18 protein-coding genes are annotated in these 21,240 nt (G+C 60.0%); 13 read left to right on the top strand and 5 right to left on the bottom strand.

What is annotated here, in order from left to right:
- Nucleotides 1–34: 34 nt before the first annotated feature.
- Nucleotides 35–1,015 (bottom strand): glycosyltransferase family 2 protein, encoded by a 981-nt coding sequence (locus I5961_RS20065; RefSeq protein WP_227233166.1) that lies wholly within the window; start codon nt 1,013–1,015, stop codon nt 35–37.
- A gap of 469 nt (nt 1,016–1,484) precedes the next feature.
- Between I5961_RS20065 and I5961_RS20060 the strand changes: the two genes are divergently transcribed.
- The 6 genes from I5961_RS20060 (at nt 1,485) to fabF (ending at nt 8,344) form a co-directional block, all read left to right on the top strand.
- Nucleotides 1,485–2,456: a UDP-glucose 4-epimerase family protein gene (locus I5961_RS20060; protein WP_085704382.1), complete on the top strand. Its 972-nt coding sequence runs from the start codon at nt 1,485–1,487 to the stop codon at nt 2,454–2,456.
- Nucleotides 2,453–3,481 (top strand): MraY family glycosyltransferase, encoded by a 1,029-nt coding sequence (locus tag I5961_RS20055; RefSeq protein WP_085704384.1) that lies wholly within the window; start codon nt 2,453–2,455, stop codon nt 3,479–3,481. The genes I5961_RS20060 and I5961_RS20055 overlap by 4 nt, the downstream gene beginning before the upstream one ends.
- A gap of 109 nt (nt 3,482–3,590) precedes the next feature.
- A complete protein-coding gene (locus tag I5961_RS20050) occupies nt 3,591–5,585 on the top strand; it encodes a polysaccharide biosynthesis protein (RefSeq protein WP_085704507.1) in 1,995 nt (664 codons plus the stop codon).
- Between the two features lie 110 nt (nt 5,586–5,695).
- Nucleotides 5,696–6,031 carry a ComEA family DNA-binding protein gene (locus I5961_RS20045; protein ID WP_085699974.1) on the top strand — a complete coding sequence of 112 codons (336 nt, stop codon included), beginning with the start codon at nt 5,696–5,698 and terminating at the stop codon, nt 6,029–6,031.
- A gap of 217 nt (nt 6,032–6,248) precedes the next feature.
- Nucleotides 6,249–7,043 carry an SDR family NAD(P)-dependent oxidoreductase gene (locus tag I5961_RS20040; RefSeq protein WP_227233165.1) on the top strand — a complete coding sequence of 265 codons (795 nt, stop codon included), beginning with the start codon at nt 6,249–6,251 and terminating at the stop codon, nt 7,041–7,043.
- 26 nt (nt 7,044–7,069) lie between these two features.
- Entirely contained in the window at nt 7,070–8,344 is a 1,275-nt protein-coding gene (gene fabF, locus I5961_RS20035) for a beta-ketoacyl-ACP synthase II (protein WP_227233163.1), read from the top strand.
- On the opposite strand, the gene I5961_RS20030 is transcribed toward fabF, so the two are convergent.
- Nucleotides 8,341–8,898 (bottom strand): TetR/AcrR family transcriptional regulator, encoded by a 558-nt coding sequence (locus I5961_RS20030; RefSeq protein WP_085699980.1) that lies wholly within the window; start codon nt 8,896–8,898, stop codon nt 8,341–8,343. The genes fabF and I5961_RS20030 overlap by 4 nt on opposite strands.
- Nucleotides 8,899–9,073: 175 nt before the next feature.
- Here I5961_RS20030 and I5961_RS20025 point away from each other — a divergent pair, with 175 nt between their 5' ends.
- A complete protein-coding gene (locus I5961_RS20025) occupies nt 9,074–9,925 on the top strand; it encodes an urea carboxylase-associated family protein (RefSeq protein ID WP_085607190.1) in 852 nt (283 codons plus the stop codon).
- 44 nt (nt 9,926–9,969) lie between these two features.
- Here the strand turns inward: I5961_RS20025 and I5961_RS20020 are convergent, their stop codons facing one another.
- Together I5961_RS20020 and eat are read right to left on the bottom strand one after the other, a co-directional pair.
- Nucleotides 9,970–10,137, bottom strand: coding sequence for a DUF2897 family protein (locus tag I5961_RS20020; RefSeq protein ID WP_007950938.1), 168 nt, complete (start codon nt 10,135–10,137; stop codon nt 9,970–9,972).
- A 119-nt stretch (nt 10,138–10,256) separates the two neighbouring features.
- Nucleotides 10,257–11,621 carry an ethanolamine permease gene (eat, locus tag I5961_RS20015; RefSeq protein WP_085704392.1) on the bottom strand — a complete coding sequence of 455 codons (1,365 nt, stop codon included), beginning with the start codon at nt 11,619–11,621 and terminating at the stop codon, nt 10,257–10,259.
- 431 nt (nt 11,622–12,052) lie between these two features.
- On the opposite strand from eat, the gene kdpF reads away from it, so the two are divergent.
- The 6 genes from kdpF to I5961_RS19985 all read left to right on the top strand — a co-directional run bounded on the left by kdpF (nt 12,053) and on the right by I5961_RS19985 (nt 20,068).
- The gene (kdpF, locus tag I5961_RS20010; protein ID WP_007899818.1) at nt 12,053–12,142 is read left to right on the top strand and encodes a K(+)-transporting ATPase subunit F; all 90 of its coding nucleotides are present in this window, start codon (nt 12,053–12,055) and stop codon (nt 12,140–12,142) included.
- Between the two features lie 8 nt (nt 12,143–12,150).
- Nucleotides 12,151–13,845, top strand: coding sequence for a potassium-transporting ATPase subunit KdpA (gene kdpA / locus I5961_RS20005; RefSeq protein ID WP_085699986.1), 1,695 nt, complete (start codon nt 12,151–12,153; stop codon nt 13,843–13,845).
- A 10-nt stretch (nt 13,846–13,855) separates the two neighbouring features.
- Entirely contained in the window at nt 13,856–15,913 is a 2,058-nt protein-coding gene (kdpB, locus tag I5961_RS20000; protein ID WP_227233162.1) for a potassium-transporting ATPase subunit KdpB, read from the top strand.
- A gap of 57 nt (nt 15,914–15,970) precedes the next feature.
- Nucleotides 15,971–16,516 (top strand): potassium-transporting ATPase subunit KdpC, encoded by a 546-nt coding sequence (gene kdpC, locus I5961_RS19995; RefSeq protein WP_085699990.1) that lies wholly within the window; start codon nt 15,971–15,973, stop codon nt 16,514–16,516.
- A 153-nt stretch (nt 16,517–16,669) separates the two neighbouring features.
- Nucleotides 16,670–19,321, top strand: coding sequence for a sensor histidine kinase (locus tag I5961_RS19990; RefSeq protein WP_227233160.1), 2,652 nt, complete (start codon nt 16,670–16,672; stop codon nt 19,319–19,321).
- A gap of 48 nt (nt 19,322–19,369) precedes the next feature.
- A complete protein-coding gene (locus I5961_RS19985) occupies nt 19,370–20,068 on the top strand; it encodes a response regulator (protein ID WP_039770498.1) in 699 nt (232 codons plus the stop codon).
- Here I5961_RS19985 and I5961_RS19980 read toward each other — a convergent pair.
- Nucleotides 20,065–21,102 carry a patatin-like phospholipase family protein gene (locus tag I5961_RS19980; RefSeq protein WP_085699994.1) on the bottom strand — a complete coding sequence of 346 codons (1,038 nt, stop codon included), beginning with the start codon at nt 21,100–21,102 and terminating at the stop codon, nt 20,065–20,067. The genes I5961_RS19985 and I5961_RS19980 overlap by 4 nt on opposite strands.
- Nucleotides 21,103–21,240 lie beyond the last annotated feature (138 nt).

The raw sequence follows: 21,240 nt of genomic DNA, 5'->3' as shown, positions 1-21,240 counted from the left end.
TTATGGAATGCAACACTCGTGTTTTGTTCATCGGTCAAATGCCCCTCACAATGGCTGCGAGGAACAGTCCGATATTGCCTGGCAATGTTTGTCGGTAGACACCAGCACGCAATAGCCCCACCAGGCGGCGTGGAAGAGGGCTCTGCCTTGCCAGGCGAAACCGCTCCAGTATTTGCTGGTTTTCGACTGTCAGCAGGTGGTGTGCTGAGCCCAGGCAGTTGATGTTTTGCTCGGTCCAGTTCGAGAATCGACCCTTGAGCATCATGCGCAACCGGGACAGCCGTGCTGTAAAGCCTGAATTCGAGCCTACAAGATTGTCTTCATGTTGCCGGTAAAGAACGAACGGTTGTGCGTCATAGAACACCTGGCCGCCCGCACCGGTCACCAGCAGGTAGGCCCACCAGTCATGAGAAACGATATCCAGTTGCTCCCCCGCACTGATGAACAGCTCCCGCGCTGCTTGGTTGAATACCATGGTGTTGCCACCCGCGAGACTCTGCACGAGTGCATTGGCAAAGGCTGGGGGGCGAGAGAAAAGAGGTGAGCATTCGAGGGGGGTGCCCTGCGAGTCCATTCCTCGGGTTCTTCCGCAATAGAGCGCAGGTACCTGGGAAGGAATTGTCTTGATCCAGTCCAAAGCTGTTTCAATTTTATTTTCCTGCCAGATATCGTCCTGATCAGACCAGGCATAGAAATCTGCCTGGATTTCCTTACGACAGGCTAAAGTCAGGAAATTGGCTGCAAATCCCCGTTTAGGCCCTTGCACGACGCTGACTTTACCGATTTGATCGAGGCGATTGGCAAACGATTCAATAACCTCGAGGGTCTTATCAGTCGAACCATCGTCCGATATCACGACTGTCCAGTTGTCGTGGGTCTGACGCCCTATGGACGTCAATTGCTCGGCGAGAAAGCGCTGACCGTTATACGTGCACATAAGCACTGCAACGCTTTTAGACGAAGATCCAAGAAGAGTATCTGTATGCCTGCTTTGGCTTTGGGAGGTGGCGTCCACTTGATGATCTGGTGGTAAAGGGTTAAGCAACCTAGCACTCCATTGCAAAAATGACTCGAAGGTCAGAAAGGTTTTCAACGAGAGCATGATTGCTGAATGCAACGCACATACTAGATCGAATGACCCAAATCAAAACGGGCATTGTAGCGAAAATGCGCTTGTGCTTGATAGTGCCTGACTGCCATGGAGCAGGGAGATTGACCGGCGGACGACCCGCTATCAGGTAAGATATCGATTCACCGCTTTGATCGCATGAAGTCTTCACCAAGGGATTTCATGATGTTCCTCATCCAGTGACGCTGAAAATTGTAAGGCTTTACCCTTATCAACCCCGCCGGTCTTGAAGACATGCCAGCTGTGGGTTGCACCTTTTGCGGAGCGCTGTGGATACTGGCATCCAGGGGAGCGCTCCAGGACTTGAGCCTTCAGGTTCGCTTTTAAATGATTATGCTTGAGAAGAACGAGATTAATGAGCGCAAGTACCCTACTTGTTACAGGTGGATCAGGTTTTCTGGGCGGCGCCTTGTTAAGGACATTGGTTCCCTTGAATCGTTACGTTCTGCGTACAGCATCAAGGCGCCAGGCTGCGGATCTGCCGTCATCAGTACAAACTTTCCCGATCGAGGGTCTTACACCTCAGCAAGATTGGCGACAAGCGTTGTCCGGCGTCGATATCGTCGTTCACGCTGCTGCACGGGTGCATGTAATGGAAGAGTCCTCTCGGAACCCACTCGCAGAATTCCGTCTGGTCAATGTCGACGGCACGATGAATCTGGCGCAACAGGCTGCGCAGGCAGGTGTGCGGCGGTTTATCTATATAAGCTCCGTAAAGGTCAATGGTGAGAACACTGCGCCAGGGGTAGCGTTTACTGCAAACGACCCGGCTTCGCCCGCCGATCCCTACGGTCTTTCCAAACATGAAGCAGAACAGGCGCTTGCTGAATTCGTTGCTTCGACGGAAATGGAGCTGGTCATCATTCGTCCGGTACTGGTCTACGGCCCAGGGGTAAAGGCCAATTTTCTCACCATGATTCGCTGGCTGGAACGTGGTGTGCCGCTGCCATTCGGTGCAGTCGACAATAAACGCAGCCTGGTAAGCCTTGATAATCTGATCGACCTGATCGTCACTTGTTTTGATCATCCCGGGGCGGCAAATCAGACATTCCTTGCAAGTGATGGGGCCGATGTCTCCACCACTGAGTTGCTAAGAAAAATCAGTCATGCGTTGAACAAGCCGGCAAGGCTTATTTCTTTCCCCGTAGTCTTGATGCGATTTGGGGCGAAGCTTGTTGGAAAGGATGCGCTCGCTCAGCGTCTCTTCGGATCCCTTCAAGTTGATATAAGCAAAAACAGACAGCTCTTGGGATGGGTGCCACCCTTTAGTCTGGATCACGGAATCAGAACTACCGTTCAGTCTTATCTGGAATCGCAATCACAATGAACTTTTGTTGGCTTGCTCCGGCGCTGGCCGGTCTTTCTTTTGTACTTACCGCCACATTGCGCCGTTATGCGATGTCTCGTAGCCTTCTCGATGTTCCCAATGATCGCAGTTCCCATTCCATGCCGACGCCTCGTGGGGGCGGTGTGGCGATCGTCCTGAGCTTCCTCGCTGCACTCGGGTTGATGTATGGCTGGAAACTGATCTCTTTCGACGCTTTTGTGGCATTCCTTGGAGCAGGCGGAGTCATCGCTGTCATCGGTTTTCTTGATGACCACGGACACATTGCAGCTCGGTGGCGATTGCTTGCGCATTTTGTGGCCGCAGGTTGGGGCGTTTACTGGCTGGGTGGGCTTGCGCCTGTGACACTCTTCGGTTTCACCCTTGATTCCGGATGGAGCGGACATCTTCTGGCCGTGATTTATCTGGTATGGATGCTCAACCTTTACAACTTCATGGATGGTATCGATGGGATCGCCAGTATCGAAGCGATGAGTGTCTGTTTAGGTGCCGCACTTCTTTATTGGGTCAGTGGAGCAGCCGATGTCGCCTGGCCATCCGTAATGCTTGCCGCATGCGTAGCGGGATTTCTATGCTGGAATTTCCCGCCGGCAAAAATTTTCATGGGCGATGCGGGCAGCGGCTTTCTTGGCATCGTGTTAGGGCTTATGTCTTTGCAGGCGGCCTGGAACAGTCCCGGGTTGTTATGGGGGTGGCTGATTCTACTGGGGGTTTTCATTGTTGATGCCACATTCACTTTGCTGCGACGCCTCATACGTGGTGATAAGGTTTATGAGGCGCATCGCAGTCATGCCTATCAGTTTGCGTCACGCGTCCATGGCGCTCACTTGCCAGTAACATTGACGGTTGGTTTGATCAATTTGCTGTGGTTGTTGCCACTCGCGTTGGGAGTCGTCGTTTTTCACTGGGATGGTGCCCTGGTTCTGATCCTGGCCTACTTGCCTCTTGTTTGGCTGGCTGTGAGGTACGAGGCAGGGCAGTTGGAGAGCCGGTCGTCAAACACGTGAAAAACAATGTTACTGTTTGGTTATGCTGTGTTACTCCCTCTCTCATTGAGGGGAAGGCGTGATAGTAAGGTCAGTTGAAAGGAACAGTGCTGAGGTGTTTGACGGGATGATGGACAAGGTAAGAACGTATTTGCTGGGTTTGCCCCGGCGTCGTAAAAGGCTGATTCAGGTCGCCACCGACATAGTATTGGTGTGGCTGGCACTCTGGTTGGCCTTTATCGTTCGTCTTGGCATCGATGACATGTACAACCCGCTGCGTGTTCATCTTTGGTTGTTTGCCTCGGCGCCTTTCGTGGCTATTCCGTTGTTCATTCGTTTTGGTATGTACCGGGCTGTGATGCGTTACTTCGGCAATGATGCGCTGGTTGCGATCATCAAGGCCGTCAGCCTTTCATCGTTAATTCTGGCGTTGATTGTTTACTGGTACAGCAATCACGAAACTGTCGTTCCTCGCTCGATAATCTTCAATTACTGGTGGGTGAGCATGGTGATCATCGGCGGCCTGCGCCTGCTGATGCGTCAATATTTCATGGGCGACTGGTTCACTGCCGCCCAGCACGTTCCCTTTACCAATCGCGATGATGGTTTGACCAAGGTAGCCATCTATGGCGCCGGCGTTGCCGGAAATCAGTTGGTGGCGGCCCTTCGCATGGGGCGTGTCATGCGTCCGGTAGCATTTATCGATGATGATCCGGGTATTTCCGATCGCTCCATTTCAGGATTGCAGGTCTACAAACCCAAACATATTCAACAAATGATTGATGTTACTGGTGCGCAGGAAATTCTTCTCGCCTTGCCTTCTTCGACCCGGGCAAGACGCAGGGAAATCCTGAACGTTCTGGAAGGCTTTCCACTACATGTTCGAAGTGTTCCTAACTTTACCGACCTGGCCAGTGGTCGGGTCAGGGTCGAAGATATTCAAGAAGTAGATATCGGCGACTTGTTGGGGCGTGATGCTGTTCCTGCGTTGCCTGACCTTTTGGAGCGTTGCATCAAGGGCAAGACCGTGATGGTGACGGGGGCGGGAGGCTCGATCGGATCTGAGTTGTGCCGTCAGATCTTTGCGCTGGGACCGATTACCCTGATTCTGTTCGAACACAGCGAATTCAACCTTTACAGCATTCTGTCTGAACTCGAACAGCGTGGCAGTCGCGAATCGATCCCTGTCCGGTTACTGCCGATACTCGGTTCGATCCGGCACTCTCAAAAGCTTCTCGACGTGATGAAATCTTGGAGGGTCGACACGGTCTATCACGCAGCGGCCTACAAACATGTACCGATGGTCGAGCACAACATTGCTGAAGGTGTGTTGAACAACGTGATTGGTACGCTTAATACTGCGCAAGCCGCTTTGCAGTCAGGCGTTTCGAATTTCGTATTGATCTCGACTGACAAGGCTGTCCGTCCGACCAATATCATGGGTAGCACGAAACGTCTTGCAGAGTTGACTCTCCAGGCGCTGAGTCGTGAGGTGGCGCCGGTATTGTTTGGTGACGCAGCCAACGTCTCCCGGGTCAACAAGACCCGCTTCACCATGGTCCGATTCGGCAACGTGCTGGGTTCGTCCGGTTCCGTAATCCCGCTGTTTCACAGTCAGATCAAGTCCGGCGGTCCGCTGACGGTCACACACCCGAAAATCACCCGCTACTTCATGACGATCCCGGAAGCCGCCCAACTGGTGATTCAGGCGGGCTCCATGGGGCAGGGTGGCGATGTGTTCGTGTTGGATATGGGCGAGCCGGTGAGAATCGTGGAACTGGCCGAGAAAATGATTCATCTGTCCGGTTTGAGTATTCGTTCCGAGCGCAATCCGCAGGGCGACATTTCCATCGAGTTCACAGGTTTGCGCCCGGGTGAAAAGCTCTACGAAGAACTGCTGATTGGCGACAACGTTGCCGCGACGCCGCATCCGATGATTATGACCGCCAGTGAGGATCACTTGCCTTGGGATGTTCTTAAATCCCGGTTGGGAGAGCTGCTCGCTGCTGTCGATGCGGATGACTATTCCCGCGTCCGCCAGATTCTGCGCGAAACCGTCAGCGGCTACACCCCTGACGGCGAAATCGTTGACTGGATCTACCAGCAGCGCCGTCTCGAACCCTGATTGTTTCACATCCTGTAACGGACACGTTTTTGACAGGCTCCCATCATCGCCTAAGTTTGGAGAGCAGCTTCGGAAAAGCTGCTTTCTCAATTGATGATGGAGCGTCACTTATGCGTACCGGTTATTTCTACTCCCTGATTTTTGCCTTGCTGACCAGCGCCTCGATTGCCGCAATCGCTGCGCCTCTGGCGTCTACCGAAACGAACAGGGCGCCTGTGGTGATGGACGCGTCAGCCGCTTCTGAAAATCAGAAGGTCGATCTGAACGGTGCCGATGCGGCCACTCTGCAGAAGGAACTTGCAGGCGTGGGCGAGGCCAAGGCGAAAGCGATTGTTGCTTATCGTGAAACAAACGGGCCGTTTGCATCGGTGGACGAATTGCTTGAGGTGAAAGGTATCGGCAAGGCGATCCTGGATCGCAATCGCGACAAGCTGGAAGTGAACTAAGCTGATTGTTCAACGCCAAGGGGCCGGTCATTGACCGGCCCTTTTTGGTTCCCGATTCTTGGGTACATCGCAGAAGGACGACAGCCTTTCCGTCGGAAAATAGAAAATTACGGCTATCATATTGCTTTGAGATTATGCCTATAATAATTTCAGTCGCCACTGAAGCCCTCTGCTTTTCAGCGGTCGCTCATTCCTCACGCATTCCAGGAGTATCGTCATGAATTCCCCGAAATCCCAAGGCACGGCGCTGGTCACTGGCGCTTCTTCCGGCATTGGTGCGGTGTATGCCGAGCGGTTGGCGGCACGTGGTTTTGATCTGTTGCTGGTGGCTCGCGATCAGGAGCGTCTGGAGTCCGCGGCCAGCAAGCTTCGGGACGCACATGGCGTTCAGGTCGAAGTCCTGAAAGCCGATCTGACCCAGAAGAATGAAGTGCTCAAGCTTGAGCAGCGCCTGCGCAGCGACTCCAGTATCAGCCTGCTGGTCAACAATGCGGGCGTAGCGGTAAACGGCTTGCTGGCCAACGCCGATCCCGAGGTGCTGGAGCAACTGATCCAGTTGAACGTCACAACCCTGACCCGGCTGGCAGCCGCAGCAGCCTCGGCGTTCACCCGCGCCGGGCGTGGCACGATCATCAACATTGCATCGGTGGTTGCCTTATTCCCCGAACGTTTCAACGCCACCTACAGCGCCAGCAAGGCTTACGTGCTAAGCCTGACTCAATCGCTCAATACCGAACTCGAAGGCACCGGGGTCAAGGTGCAAGCGGTATTGCCCGGTGTGACACGCACCGAAATCTGGGATCGCTCCGGTTTCGATGCCAGCGGTATTCCGGCGGAAATGGTCATGGAGGCGGGCGAGATGGTCGATGCTGCGCTGTCCGGTCTGGATCAGGGCGAACTCGTCACGATTCCTTCGCTGCCCGATGCCGGGGAATGGCAAGCCTTTGTCGCCGCGCGTCATGTAATGGCCCCGAATCTGTCCCACAGTTCGGCGGCCAGCCGTTACAAGTAAATTGATTCGTGAGAGGTCAACCCGATATGGATCAGCGTCGAGTAGTTGTCACGGGTATGGGCCTGGTATCGCCCTTGGGAAGCGACGTCGAAGTTGTCTGGCAGCGCTTGCTGGCCGGGCGGTCGGGATTGCGAAACCTGCCGGAAGCGGTCATTGCCGATCTGCCGACGCGGGTCGGCGGCGTGGTGCCGACAATGGAGGAGGACGCCGAAGCGGGGTTCGATCCGGATCGCGCCACGCCGCCCAAAGAACAGAAGAAAATGGATCGTTTCATTCTGTTCGCGATGGAGGCTGCACGGCAGGCGCTTGAACAGGCGGGCTGGCACCCGACGCAATCCCACGCTCAGGAACGCACGGCCACCATCATCGGCTCAGGTGTCGGCGGCTTCGGTGCAATCGCCGATGCGGTTCGCACCACCGACAGCCGTGGTCCGCGTCGCTTGTCACCGTTCACTATCCCTTCGTTTCTGGTCAACCTTGCGGCGGGCCATGTCTCGATCCAGCACGGTCTCAAGGGCCCGCTCGGTGCGCCGGTCACGGCGTGTGCCGCCGGCGTGCAGGCGATCGGTGATGCCGCTCGGCTGATTCATGTCGGCGAGGCCGATATTGCCGTGTGCGGCGGTGCGGAAGCATGCATCGATCGCGTCAGCCTTGCCGGATTCGCGGCGGCGCGGGCCTTGTCCAGCGGCTACAACGAGACGCCTGAGCGCGCCTCACGCCCGTTCGACAGCGGGCGCGACGGTTTCGTGATGGGCGAGGGTGCGGGGCTGCTGGTGATCGAATCACTTGAGCACGCATTGGCACGGGGGGCGCAGCCATTAGCCGAACTGGTCGGATATGGCACCAGCGCCGACGCCTATCACCTGACCGCCGGGCCGGAAGACGGCAGCGGTGCACGCCGGGCGATGACTCTGGCGCTGGCCCAGGCTGGTGTCACGCCGGATCAGGTGCAACATCTGAACGCACATGCGACCTCGACGCCAGTGGGTGATCTCGGTGAACTGGCCGCGATTAAATCGGTATTCGGGACCCAGAACGAGATTGCCGTGACCTCGACCAAATCCGCGACGGGGCATTTGCTGGGTGCGGCGGGAGGTCTGGAGGCGATTTTCACGTTGCTGGCGATCCGCGATCAAACCATTCCGCCAACGCTCAACTTCGAGAATCCCGATCCGGCGAGCGAAGGCGTGGACATCGTCCACGGTCAGGCGCGGTCGATGCCGATCGAGTATGCGTTATCCAACGGCTTCGGCTTCGGTGGGGTCAATGCCAGCGTGCTGTTCAAGCGCTGGCAGGCTTAGCCTTCGGAGCGCTTGAGGTGTTCGCGGGTGACGTCGAGGATCTGCTGCGCAAATTCGGCATCCGCAACACTGCGTGACAGCAGGAGCGCCCCGGCCAGTGTCGCCATGATGACGATGCTGCGTTCGGCGGCGTTCTCGCCTTCAAGGGTGCCTTCGATCTGGTCGAGGCGAGCCTTCAAGACTGAATCGCTGGTCGGACTAGGCTGGCCACGCAGTCCAAGCTCCGAAGAAATGGTCAGCAACGGACAGCCTTCATGGGGACTTGTCTGGTGCCATTCGGACAGGTAGGTGTCGATGAACACCTCCAACGGTTTGTCCTGGGCGAAGATTTCCGCGCACAGCCCCGCTACCTGCTCGCCGGCAGCTTGCAGCGCTTTTTCCACCAGTTCGTCCTTGGACGCGAAGTGCGAATAGAAGCCGCCGTGCGTCAGGCCCAGTGCCCTCATCAAGGGTTGCAGCCCGGTCGCACCAATGCCGTCCTTGCGAAACCGCTCGGACGCTTCCTTGATAATGCGCTGATGGGTCTGGGCTTTATGATCCTGCGAGTAACGCATTTAAACTCTCCGCAACAAGACCGCCATCTTAACCAATGCAAATTGAATGGTGACTGTACTTCTACTTCTAAAAAGCCTGCCGGTGAATCCAACAAGTTCGTAACAACCATAAACGGTTGGCACGGATAGTGGTTGCAGCTTGCAAAGTTGCCATCACTTGAGGAGCAGGAGAATCATGTACAAAGACTACCCGGCCGCCTATCAGGTCAGCAAAGGCTCGGCGCTACAGGTCAATACACCTTTCTACGAACGGATTCGCGACCGCAAGGACGGGCGCACACTGATCGAACAATTCGAAGTGCCGATCCGCACCGGTCGTGCCTGGCATGTGCCGGCGGGGCATGTGTTTCGTGTCACCACACCGGTCGGGCCACAAGTGGGCGATTTCAATGTGTGGAACGCACACGATCCGCGTGAACGGATGTGGGCGGCGCGCACCCGGCAATTGCAGGGCGCCCATGTCAGCACCCACGACCGGCTCTGGTCGAACCTGCCTTTTCTTCGTCCGCTGGTGACCATCACCGATGACAGCCTGGCCGACTATGGCATCGACGAGCACGGTGGGCGCCTGCACGATTTGCTCGGCACGCGCTGTGATCCCTACGTGAACAAGATGCTCACCGGCGAGGATTTCCATCATCACTGCCATTCAAACCTGACCCGCGCCGTGTTGCCCCATGGCCTGACCGAGTTCGACGTGCATGACGTGCTGAACATCTTCCAGTGCACGGGCCTGAATCACGATGACCTGTACTTCATGAAGGCCTGCCCGGCGCAGAAGGGTGACTATCTGGAGTTCTTTGCGGAAATCGACTTGCTGTGTGCATTGTCGACGTGCCCCGGCGGTGATCTGTCGCTGGCGATGTGGGGGCCGGATGCGCAGGATCCGCTGACCGTGTGCCGCCCGCTCGGCGTGGAAATCTATCGTCTGGACGATGCGCTGCTCGAAGGCTGGAGCCAGCCGGAACGCGCGGCGTACAAAGGCCTGCATGGCTTGCACATCGCCAAGGCTGAATGGGAAAAATAGCCGCGATAAAAACAAACCCCGCCGATTCAGGCGGGGTTTTTCGTTCAGCGGTCCTGCGCGTCCTTGATGTCCGCTTCGGCATTGCGTTCAGCGACGCGCTTGCGCTGTTCATCGGTCAGTTCGACCTTGTTGGCGGTGTCACGCAACATCATCAGACCGCCGACGATCGAGCCGATTGCAACGACCAGAATCAACCAGGCATACCAGGGCATAACGGCTCTCCTTAAAGACAGGTCGACGGGCGAGGGTTTCGCCGTTCAACGCTGCATACCACTTTGAGCGAAGTGCATTCGCAGTGGTTCCATTCTAGGCCGGTTATGCCCGTCGCGGTTTACAGTCCGGTGAGCATGGCGTCTGCCGGGGCGTTGGCGCGCAATTGGCCGGTCAACAGGAAGTAGCCGAAACCGACCGCCATGAAGCCGAGAAAGATCAGCCCGATCAGCGCATTGAACCAGGCCATCGCTACCAGGCACACCACGGCCAGCGCCAGCGCGATCAACGGAATCAGCGGATAGCACGGCGCGCGGAAGGTGCGCTCCAGATTTGGTTCGGATTTACGCAGTTTGAACAGGCTGAGCATGCTCATGATGTACATCACGATTGCGCCAAAAACGGCCATGGTGATCATCGCGGCGGTGAGGGTCATGCCGCCGAGGTTGATCAGCCCGTCGCTGTAGATCGCCGCGATGCCGATCACGCCGCCGGCGATGATGGCGCGGTGCGGGGTCTGGAAGCGCGACAGCTTCGCCAGCGAAGCGGGCAGGTAACCGGCGCGGGCGAGGGCGAAGAATTGCCGCGAGTAGCCAAGAATGATCCCGTGGAAACTCGCCACCAGCCCGAACAGGCCGATCCAGACCAGCATGTGCAACCAGCCGGAGTTGTCGCCGACCACGGTTTTCATCGCCTGCGGCAGCGGATCATTGATGTTCGACAGGGTGCGCCAGTCGCCGACGCCACCGGCGAAGAACATCACGCCCATGGCCAGCAACACCAAGGTCAGAATGCCGCTGATGTAGGCCTTGGGAATCGTGCGTTTCGGATCCTTGGCTTCTTCGGCGGCCATGGCCGCGCCTTCGATGGCGAGGAAAAACCAGATCGCAAACGGAATCGCCGCGAACATCCCGGCAATCGCCGGAGCGCCGAAGATGTCCGAGCCGGCCCAGCCATTCAGCGCGAAGTTGCTGAAACTGAACGCCGGGGCGACCACGCCCATGAACACCAGCAACTCGGCCACTGCCAGCACGCAGACCACCAGTTCGAAGGTCGCTGCCAGTTTCACCCCGAGGATGTTCAAGGTCATGAACACGATGTATGCGCCGACCGCCGCGTGTTTCGGGTCGAGGGCCGGAAACTGCACGTTCAGATACGCGCCAATCGCCAGGGCGATCGCCGGCGGGGCGAAGACGAATTCGATCAGTGTCGCCAGGCCTGCGATCAATCCGCCTTTTTCACCGAAAGCCCGGCGACTGTAGGCAAATGGCCCGCCCGCGTGGGGAATCGCCGTGGTCAGTTCGGTGAAGCTGAATATGAAGCAGGTGTACATGGTTGCGACCATGAATGAGGTCACCAGAAAGCCGAGAGTTCCCGCGACGCCCCAGCCATAACTCCAGCCGAAATATTCCCCGGAAATCACCAGCCCCACCGCGATGCCCCACAGATGCAACGTGCCCAGCGTGGGTTTGAGTTGAGTGTTCATGCGTTTGCTCCCTGAACGGTTTGGAAAGCTCGGGGAAAGGCGTGTGCAGTGGACGTGCCATTTTGTATTGGCGGGTCGTAATGCGCTTAAAGCTGTCGTATCGGGGATGTTCGCGGCGCAATGCCCACAGAGTTGTGCGCCAGTTGGGTGCGATGTTGTCTGTATTGCCGTCTTCGCGGGCAAGTCCGCTCCCACAGGTGTAAGTGGTGTCTGGACGAGCGCGTTTCAAAACGTGGGAGCGGGCCTGGTCCGGGCGGCGATCCGACGAAGAGGCCCGTCCACACGACGCAAAACTCTGCTGTAACGCCCGCGTAAACCCACTCTTTACGCTTTCTTTATGCCCCGCGCGCACCCTCGGTCTCGTTCCTTTACAGCCTCCTTTCCGACAATGCCTCCACACGCGGCAATACGCCGTAACACGGAGATCTTCCATGAGCGTTCTGGACGGGGTGTCACTGCTGCTGGCAGTGGGGCTGTTCATTTATCTGTTGGTTGCGCTGTTGCGCGCGGATCGGAACTAGGAGCGGTTATGCACAGTTATGACTATTGGCAGATCCTCGCGTTTTTCGCGTTGGTGTTGCTGCCGGCGCCGTTCCTCGGGCGGTTCTACTACAAAGTGATGGAAGGTCAGCGCACCTGGCTGACGCCGATTCTCGGCCCGGTCGAGCGCGGCTGTTACCGCATCGCCGGGGTCAATCCGCAGGACGAACAGAGCTGGCAGAAGTACACGCTGGCACTGCTGGCGTTCAACCTCGCCGGTTTCCTGCTGCTGTTCGCGATTCTGCTGTTTCAGGATCACCTGCCGCTGAACCCGCAAAACCTGCCGGGCCAGGAGTGGACCCAGGCGTTCAACACCGCCGTCAGCTTCATGACCAACACCAACTGGCAGTCCTACAGCGGTGAAGCGACCCTCAGCTACCTGAGCCAGATGGTCGGCCTCACCGTGCAGAACTTCGTCAGTGCCGCCACCGGCCTCGCCGTACTGGTTGCGCTGTGCCGTGGCATCGGGCGCAAGTCCACCAAAACCCTCGGCAACTTCTGGGTCGACATGACCCGCGCCACGCTCTACGGTCTGCTGCCGCTGTGCCTGCTGCTGGCGCTGTACCTGGTGTGGCAGGGCGTGCCGCAGACCTTCGCGCAATATGTGAATGCAGTGACGATGCAGGGTGTTGATCAGGTGATCCCGCTAGGCCCGGCCGCCAGCCAGATTGCGATCAAGCAACTGGGCACTAACGGTGGCGGCTTCTTCGGCGTCAACTCGGCGCATCCGTTCGAGAACCCGACTGCCTGGAGCAACCTGTTCGAAGTCGCATCGATCATCCTGATCCCGGTAGCGCTGGTGTTCACCTTCGGCCATTACGTGAAGGACCTGCGTCAGAGCCGCGCCATCATCGGCTGCATGCTCGCGCTGTTCATCATCGGCGGCGCCACTTCGCTGTGGGCCGAGTACCAGCCGAATCCGGCGCTGAACAACGTCGCCGTCGAACAGACCGCGCCGCTGGAAGGCAAGGAAGCGCGCTTCGGCACCACCGCCACCGTGCTCTGGTCGGTGACCACCACGGCGGCGTCGAACGGTTCGGTCAACGGCATGCATGACAGCCTAAACCCGCTCAGCGGCATGGTTGCGCTGGTCAACATGATGGTCGGCGAAGTGATCTTCGGCGGCGTCGGCGCGGGGCTCTACGGCATGTTGCTGAACGTGCTGATCGCGGTGTTCCTCGCCGGCCTGATGATCGGCCGCACCCCGGAATACCTCGGCAAGAAACTTCAGGCCCGTGAAGTGCAGCTGCTGGTTGTCACTCTGCTGGTGATGCCGGTCGGCGTGCTGGTGCTGGGCGCGATTGCCGCGAGTCTGCCGGGCCCAGTGGCGGCGGTGAGCAATCCCGGCCCGCACGGTTTCAGTCAGTTGCTCTACGCCTACACCTCGGCCAGCGCGAACAACGGTTCGGCGTTCGGCGGCTTCGGCGCCAACACCGCGTTCCACAACCTGATGCTGGGACTGGGCATGTTGATCGGTCGCTTCGGCTACATCCTGCCGGTACTGGCTCTGGCCGGCAGCCTGGCGATGAAGAAAACCGCACCGATCGGCCAGAACAGCTTCCCGACCCACGGCCCGCTGTTTGTGACCCTGTTGACCGTGACCATTTTGCTGGTGGGCGGCCTGACATTCTTGCCGACCCTCGCACTGGGCCCAATCGCTGAACACCTGAGCATGGGCTTCTAAGGAGCTGATGATGAATATGCCCGCAATCAAACCCGTCGTCGCCAAGGCGCCGGAACAAGCGAAAACCGCGATCAGCGCCCTGTGGCGTCCGGCGCTGGTGCAAGCGTTCGTCAAGCTCGACCCGCGCCAGTTGCAGCGCTCGCCGGTGATGCTGGTGGTGGAACTGACGGCGATCCTGACCACCGTGCTGTGCTTCATTCCCGACAACGGCGTGCCGACTTTCGTGGCCGCGCAAATTGCCCTGTGGCTGTGGTTCACCGTGCTGTTCGCCAACTTCGCCGAAGCGCTGGCCGAAGGTCGTGGCAAGGCCCGCGCCGACAGCCTCAAGGCCGGCAGCGAAGGCCTCAGCGCCCGCCGCAAACTGGCCAACGGCAGCTTCCAGGTCGTACCGGCCACCAGCCTGCGCAAGGGCGACGTGGTGCGCGTTGAAGCGGGGGAGATGATCCCCGGTGACGGCGAAGTCATCGAAGGTATTGCGGCGGTCAACGAAGCGGCGATCACTGGTGAATCGGCGCCGGTGATTCGCGAGTCCGGCGGCGACCGTTCCGCCGTCACCGGCAACACCCGGCTGGTGTCCGACTGGCTGCTGGTGAAGATCACCGCCAACCCCGGTGAATCGACCCTTGACCGCATGATCGCGCTGGTCGAAGGCGCCAAACGCCAGAAGACCCCGAACGAAGTGGCGCTGGATATCCTGCTGATCGGCCTGACCCTGATCTTTCTGCTGGTGGTCGTGACCCTGCAACCGTTCGCCCACTTCGCCAACGGCAGCTTGCCGCTGGTGTTCCTGGTGGCGTTATTGGTCACGCTGATTCCGACCACCATCGGCGGTCTGCTGTCGGCGATCGGTATTGCCGGGATGGATCGCCTGGTGCGCCTGAACGTGATCGCCAAGTCCGGTCGTGCAGTGGAAGCGGCGGGTGATGTGCACGTGTTGCTGCTGGACAAGACCGGCACCATCACTTTCGGTAACCGTCGTTGCAGCGCGGTATATGCCGCGCCGGGTGTGAACGCCCGTGAGCTGGCGGAAGGCGCTCTGTTCGCCTCGCTGGCTGACGAAACTGCCGAAGGCAAGTCCATCGTCGAGTACCTGCGCGGCACCAATCCGCAGCCGGAACCTTCGCCGGAAACCCTGACCGCCGTGCCGTTCAGTGCCGAAACCCGCTTGTCCGGAGTCGACTATCAGGGCCGTGTATTTCGCAAGGGCGCGGTGGATTCGCTGCTGGCCTTCCTCGGTCAACAACGCAAGGATCTGGCCCCGCCGTTGTCCCGGGAAATCGACAAGATTGCCCAGAGCGGCGGGACCCCGTTGCTGGTCTGCGCCGACGGCAAACTGCTCGGGGCGATCCACCTGAAAGACGTGGTCAAGCCGGGCATCCGCGAGCGTTTCGCCGAGCTGCGCAAGCTGGGGATTCGCACGGTGATGGTCACCGGCGACAACCCGCTGACCGCCGCCGCGATTGCCGCTGAAGCAGGTGTCGATGATGTACTGGCCGAAGCCACACCGGAGAAAAAACTGGCGCGCATCCGTCATGAGCAGAACGACGGTCGTCTGGTCGCGATGTGCGGCGACGGCGCCAACGACGCCCCGGCGCTGGCCCAGGCTGACGTCGGCATGGCGATGAACGACGGCACGCAAGCCGCGCGCGAAGCGGCCAACATGGTCGACCTCGACAGCGACCCGACCAAGCTGCTGGACGTGGTGCAGATCGGCAAGGAACTGCTGGTGACCCGTGGCGCGCTGACGACCTTTTCCATCGCCAACGACGTGGCCAAGTACTTTGCGATCCTGCCGGCGCTGTTTGCCGCGATCTACCCGCAACTGGGCGTGCTGAACATCATGCAGTTGAGCAGTCCGCAGAGCGCGATCCTGTCGGCCATCGTGTTCAACGCGTTGATCATCGTGGTGCTGATTCCGCTGGCCCTGCGCGGCGTGCGGGTGCAGGCAGCGAGTGCGGCGGCGTTGCTGCGACGCAATCTGCTGATCTACGGCCTGGGCGGGATTCTGGTGCCGTTTGTGGGGATCAAGGCGATCGACATGCTGTTGACGGCGTTGCATCTGGTTTGAACCTGAACAGCGGTGTGCCGGGCACACCGCTTCAAGCACGAATTCGAGGATTTTGAAATGTCCACAATGTTACGTCCGGCCCTGAGCCTGTTGGTGCTGATGACCCTGGTCACCGGCGTTGCCTATCCGCTGGTGGTGACCGGCGTTGCCCAGGTCGCCTTCCCCGAGCAGGCCAACGGCAGCCTGGTGCGCGACGCCGAAGGCAAGGTGCGCGGCTCGTCGCTGATCGCGCAGGACTTTGTCGGCGATGCCTGGTTTCATCCGCGCCCTTCGGCCGGTGCCTTTGCCACCGTGTCGAGCAGCGCGAGCAACCTGTCGCCAAGTAATCCGGCGCTGGCCACTCGGGTGATCGATGACGCCAACAAGCTGCAGGTGCCCGGTCAGGGCCCGGTGCCGCTGGCGCTGCTGACCACCTCCGGCAGTGGCCTCGATCCGCACTTGCCACCGGCGGCGATTGCCTATCAACTGGCGCGTGTTGCGGCCGCGCGCAATCTGCCGGTGGCGACCTTGCAGCAACTGCTCGACGCGCACATCGAACAGCCGCTGGTGGGCCCGCCGGTGGTGAATGTGCTGACGCTGAACATGGCGCTGGAAAAGCTGTAGTGGATGTTCGTTCCCACGTCCAGGCGTCGAACCGTCTGCATGGGAACGCCTTAAAAGACGCTGTGCGTCAGCCTGTGCGGGACGCAGAGCGTCCTGGGCTGCTTTCCCACGCAGAGCGTGGGAACGATCAACTTCAGGAAGAGAGCTTCAAGCATGAGTGACTCCGGCCGCGCCGACGCGCTGTTAGCAGACTTGCCCCGCGATGGACGCGGCCGGCTCAAGGTTTTCCTCGGCGCTGCGCCGGGTGTGGGCAAGACCTACGCGATGTTGCAGGCCGCCCACAGCCAATTGCGCCAGGGCGTGAAAGTCATCGCCGGAGTGGTTGAAACCCATGGTCGCGCCGAAACCGAAGCGCTGCTTGGCGGTTTGCCGCAACTGCCGTTGGTGCGCTCGGAATACCGTGGCGTGACGCTTGAAGAAATGGACCTCGATGGCCTGCTCGCGGCCCGGCCGAAACTGGTGCTGGTCGATGAGCTTGCCCACAGCAACGCCCCCGGCAGCCGCCACGCCAAACGCTGGCAGGACATTCAGGAACTGCTCGCCGCCGGTATCGACGTGTACACCACGGTCAACGTCCAGCACCTCGAAAGCCTCAACGATCAGGTGCGCGGCATCACCGGTGTCCAGGTACGCGAAACCCTCCCGGACTGGGTGCTGCAAGAAGCCTACGAACTGCTGCTGATCGACCTGCCGCCCCGCGAACTGCTCGAGCGCCTGCGCGAAGGCAAGGTCTACGTGCCTGAGCAGGCACGCGCCGCGATCGATGCATTCTTCACTCAGACCAACCTCACCGCACTGCGCGAACTGGCGATGCAGACCGCTGCCGCGCAGGTCGATAACGATCTCGCTCAGGGCTATCGCCAGCTCGGCCAGGCCGCGCCGGCGGTGCGCGGGCGCTTGCTGGTCGGGGTCGATGGCGATGCGCAGGCCGAACGGCTGGTGCGTCACGCCAGCCGCGTCGCCCAGCGGCGACATCTGCCATGGAGTCTGGTGCACGTCGATAACGGCAGCGTGCGCGACGAGCAATCGCGCCTGCGCCTGCAAAGCGCCCAGCAACTGGCCGAACGCCTCGGCGGCGAGGTGGTGCTGTTGCGGGCCGGCGAAGTGGCGAAAACCCTGATCCAGCATGCGGCTGAACGACGGGCGAGTCTGGTGCTGGTCGGCCAGTCCCGGCCGCGTCTGCGCAGGCGCCTGTTCGGCGGTGGGCTGGCGGCGCGTTTGCTGCGTCAGGCTCATGGCCTGGAAATCAACGTGCTGGACAGTGACCAGGAACAGCATCAGCCGCGCCCGCGTGTAGCGCCGACGCTGGTGTGGTTCGACTATGCGCTGGTGCTGGTCGCCACAGTGCTGGCCAGTGCGCTGGCGTGGGCGGTGTCCAGCGTGCTGCCGTTGCCGAATATCTCGCTGGTGTTCCTTGCGGCGGTGCTGCTGGTGGCGGTGCGCAGCAGCCTCGGCCCGGCGCTGGCCTGTGCGGCGCTGTCGTTTCTGACCTATGACTTTCTGTTCATCCCGCCGAATTTCTCCTTCAGCATCCAGCGCGAAGAAGACGTGCTGACCTTGCTGTTCTTCCTGCTGATGGCGGCGCTCACCGGCAACCTCGCGGCGCGACAGCGGCGGCAATTGCAGGCGCTGCGCGATACCCAGGAAGAGACCACCGAACTGCTCGACCTGTCACGCAAACTCACCGCCGCCACCGACCGTCAGGCCGTGGTCAGCGCCGCCGCGCAACACCTCAATGGCTGGAGCGATCTGCAACTGTGCCTGCTAAATCGTGACGGGCAGGGTGGCTGGAAAGTCGAAACCGGCGGGCCGTTGCAGTTCACCGAATCCGAACGCGCCGCCGCCGACTGGGCCTGGCAACACGATCAACCGGCGGGCATGGGCACCGGCACGTTGCCGTTCGGTCGCTGGTGGTGGTGGCCGCTGTCGGTGGAGGACGGACCGCTGGCGCTGCTCGGGGTGTGCGCCAAAGAGGGCCGGACCTTGAGCGGCCAGCGTCGTCGTTTGCTGACCGCGTTGAGTCAGCCGCTGGCCCAGGCATTGGCCCGGGCGCAATTGGCCGATGATCTGGAAGCCGCGCGCCTGCACGGTGAAACCGAGCAACTGCGCAGCGCTTTGCTGGCCTCGGTGTCCCACGATCTGCGCACGCCGCTGACCTCGATGCGCGGCAGCATCGACAGCCTGCTGGCCCTCGGCAAAGCGATCCCGCTGGAGGATCGCCGCGAGCTGCTCGAAGGCACACGCGACGAAGCCGAACGTCTCGATCGCTACATTCAGAACCTGCTGGACATGACCCGTCTCGGGCATGGTGCGTTGAAGTTGGCGCGGGACTGGGTGTCGCCGGCGGACATCGTCGGCAGTGCGCTCAATCGACTGCGGGCAGTGCTCTCATCTTTGCAGGTGAGCACCGATGTGCCAGCCGAACTGCCGCTGCTGTACGTGCATGCCGCGTTGATTGAACAGGCGCTGGTGAACGTGCTGGAAAACGCCGCACGCTTCTCGCCGTCTCACGGCCGTCTGCAACTGCGCGCCGGGGCGGATGACAGCGAAGTGTTTTTCTCGGTCAGCGATGAAGGGCCGGGGATTCCCGTCGATGAGCGGGCGAAGATTTTCGACATGTTCTACACCGCCGCCCGAGGTGATCGTGGCGGCCAGGGCACGGGACTCGGGTTGGCGATCTGTCAGGGTATGGTCGGCGCCCATGGCGGGCGGATCAGTGTCGGCGACGGCATCGACGGACGCGGCACCTGCATCACCCTGCACTTGCCGTTGCAGACGCAACCGGGGATGGACGGTGAAGCCTGAACCGCGCTGCGCTACTCTCTTGCCACTCTTTTGTGTTGATGTGAATTCATGAGCCAGACCGCGACCATTTTGGTCATCGATGACGAACCGCAGATCCGCAAGTTCCTGCGTATCAGCCTCGCTTCCCAGGGCTACAAAGTGCTGGAGGCCGGCACCGGCGCCGAGGGCCTGGCCCAGGCGGCGCTGAACAAACCCGATCTGCTGGTGCTCGACCTCGGCCTGCCGGACATGGACGGCCAGCAAGTGCTGCGCGAGTTTCGCGAGTGGGCCACGGCGCCGGTGCTGGTGCTCTCGGTGCGTGCCAGCGAAGGGCAGAAAGTCCAGGCGCTGGATGGCGGCGCCAATGACTACGTGACCAAGCCGTTCGGCATTCAGGAATTTCTCGCCCGGGTGCGCGCGTTGCTGCGTCAGGCGCCGGCCGGCGAAGCGCAGCAGGCCGCGTTGAATTTCGGCCCGCTGACCGTGGACCTGGCATATCGCCGCGTGTTGCTCGACGGCGTCGAAGTCGCCCTGACCCGCAAGGAATATGCAGTGTTGGCGCAACTGGCGCGGCATCCGGGGCGGGTGATCACCCAGCAGCAATTGCTCAAGGACATCTGGGGCCCGACTCACACCGAGGACAGTCACTACCTGCGGATCGTGGTCGGTCATCTGCGACAGAAACTGGCGGACGATCCGACCCGGCCCCGTTTCATCGTGACCGAGGCCGGTGTCGGTTATCGCTTGTTGAGCGAGAGCAGCCTTTAGTTCTGTTCGCTCTCGTAGCGATCCAGCGTATCCCGGGCGATCTCGCGACCCAGCGCGATCAATTCGGGCGCCTTGTAGAACTCGAAGAACCGGCACACCCGCTTCGGCACGTTGATCAGGATGTCCGGCGGATACCCGGCGATCTTGTACTGCGCCAGCGAGGTCTGCATCACCTCGAAACTCTGGTTGATCAGGTCCAGCAATGACGCCGGCCCGACGTTATCGACGATGAACGAACCGGTGGCGGACTTGGGTGCGCCGTCGCGCTCCGGGGCGGCGGCCGGTTGCTGGGCTTCCGGCTCGGCGCTTTCGACCCAAGGATTGATGTCCGCCGCTTCGGCACGCAGCGCTTCCTGTTCCAGGATCAGCAGTTGCTCGGCCTGTTTGCGGCGGAACGGCATCTTCGAACCCAGCGAACTGATCAGGCTGTCGAAGCGCGTACGGAACGCGGCGGGGCGTTGGATCACCGGCAGTTTGTAATGGCGCTGGTTGGTCGAGTTGAGATTGACCGCGATGATCAGGTCACAGTGGCTCGACACCACCGGCACGATCGGCAACGGGTTGAGAATGCCGCCGTCCACCAGCATCCGGTTGCCTTGCATCACCGGGGTAAACAGACTGGGAATCGCTGCCGAGGCGCGCATGGCCTGATGCAGGCAGCCTTCCTGGAACCAGATTTCCTGCTGATTGGTGAGGTCGGCGGCCACCGCCGTGTAGGGAATGCGCAGGTTTTCGATGTTGATCTCGCCAACGATCTTGCGGATCTGGCCGAAGACTTTCTCGCCACGGATCGCGCCGAGACGGAAGCTGACATCCACCAGGCGCAGCACGTCGAGGTAATCCAGGCTTTCGATCCAGTTGCGGTACTCGTCGAGCTTGCCGGCGGCGTAGATTCCGCCGACCACGGCCCCCATTGAACAGCCGGCAATACAACTGATGTCATAGCCCCGTCGTTCGATCTCTTCAATGACCCCGATATGGGCATAGCCCCGGGCGCCACCGGAGCCCAGCACCAGTGCGACACGTTTTTTCATCCGTCTTCCTCCCGGCAAGGTTCCACAATGCACCCATCGAGGGCCGGGCTTCAATCGCCGGGGTCGCTCGGGGCGGCCATGGCGTCGTTTTTTCGATACTTCATGACCCGTCGGCGCTATCTTTTGCAGTGCGGTGCA

This window comes from Pseudomonas sp. IAC-BECa141 (genome assembly GCF_020544405.1).
GTDB lineage: Bacteria > Pseudomonadota > Gammaproteobacteria > Pseudomonadales > Pseudomonadaceae > Aquipseudomonas.
The sequence above is the reverse complement of the archived record's forward strand: the minus strand, read 5'-3'. Positions and strand labels throughout refer to the sequence as shown.

Excerpts from the sequence above, each read along its gene's own strand:
- I5961_RS20030 (WP_085699980.1), bottom strand. The coding sequence starts at position 8,898 with ATGCGTTACTCGCAGGATCATAAAGCCCAGACCCATCAGCGCATTATC.
- I5961_RS19985 (WP_039770498.1), top strand. The coding sequence starts at position 19,370 with ATGAGCCAGACCGCGACCATTTTGGTCATCGATGACGAACCGCAGATC.
- I5961_RS20055 (WP_085704384.1), top strand. The coding sequence starts at position 2,453 with ATGAACTTTTGTTGGCTTGCTCCGGCGCTGGCCGGTCTTTCTTTTGTA.
- kdpB (WP_227233162.1), top strand. The coding sequence starts at position 13,856 with ATGAATATGCCCGCAATCAAACCCGTCGTCGCCAAGGCGCCGGAACAA.
- I5961_RS19980 (WP_085699994.1), bottom strand. The coding sequence starts at position 21,102 with ATGAAAAAACGTGTCGCACTGGTGCTGGGCTCCGGTGGCGCCCGGGGC.
- I5961_RS20050 (WP_085704507.1), top strand. The coding sequence starts at position 3,591 with ATGGACAAGGTAAGAACGTATTTGCTGGGTTTGCCCCGGCGTCGTAAA.
- I5961_RS19990 (WP_227233160.1), top strand. The coding sequence starts at position 16,670 with ATGAGTGACTCCGGCCGCGCCGACGCGCTGTTAGCAGACTTGCCCCGC.
- I5961_RS20040 (WP_227233165.1), top strand. The coding sequence starts at position 6,249 with ATGAATTCCCCGAAATCCCAAGGCACGGCGCTGGTCACTGGCGCTTCT.
- I5961_RS20045 (WP_085699974.1), top strand. The coding sequence starts at position 5,696 with ATGCGTACCGGTTATTTCTACTCCCTGATTTTTGCCTTGCTGACCAGC.
- I5961_RS20025 (WP_085607190.1), top strand. The coding sequence starts at position 9,074 with ATGTACAAAGACTACCCGGCCGCCTATCAGGTCAGCAAAGGCTCGGCG.
- kdpF (WP_007899818.1), top strand. The coding sequence starts at position 12,053 with ATGAGCGTTCTGGACGGGGTGTCACTGCTGCTGGCAGTGGGGCTGTTC.
- fabF (WP_227233163.1), top strand. The coding sequence starts at position 7,070 with ATGGATCAGCGTCGAGTAGTTGTCACGGGTATGGGCCTGGTATCGCCC.
- eat (WP_085704392.1), bottom strand. The coding sequence starts at position 11,621 with ATGAACACTCAACTCAAACCCACGCTGGGCACGTTGCATCTGTGGGGC.
- kdpC (WP_085699990.1), top strand. The coding sequence starts at position 15,971 with ATGTCCACAATGTTACGTCCGGCCCTGAGCCTGTTGGTGCTGATGACC.
- kdpA (WP_085699986.1), top strand. The coding sequence starts at position 12,151 with ATGCACAGTTATGACTATTGGCAGATCCTCGCGTTTTTCGCGTTGGTG.
- I5961_RS20060 (WP_085704382.1), top strand. The coding sequence starts at position 1,485 with ATGAGCGCAAGTACCCTACTTGTTACAGGTGGATCAGGTTTTCTGGGC.
- I5961_RS20020 (WP_007950938.1), bottom strand. The coding sequence starts at position 10,137 with ATGCCCTGGTATGCCTGGTTGATTCTGGTCGTTGCAATCGGCTCGATC.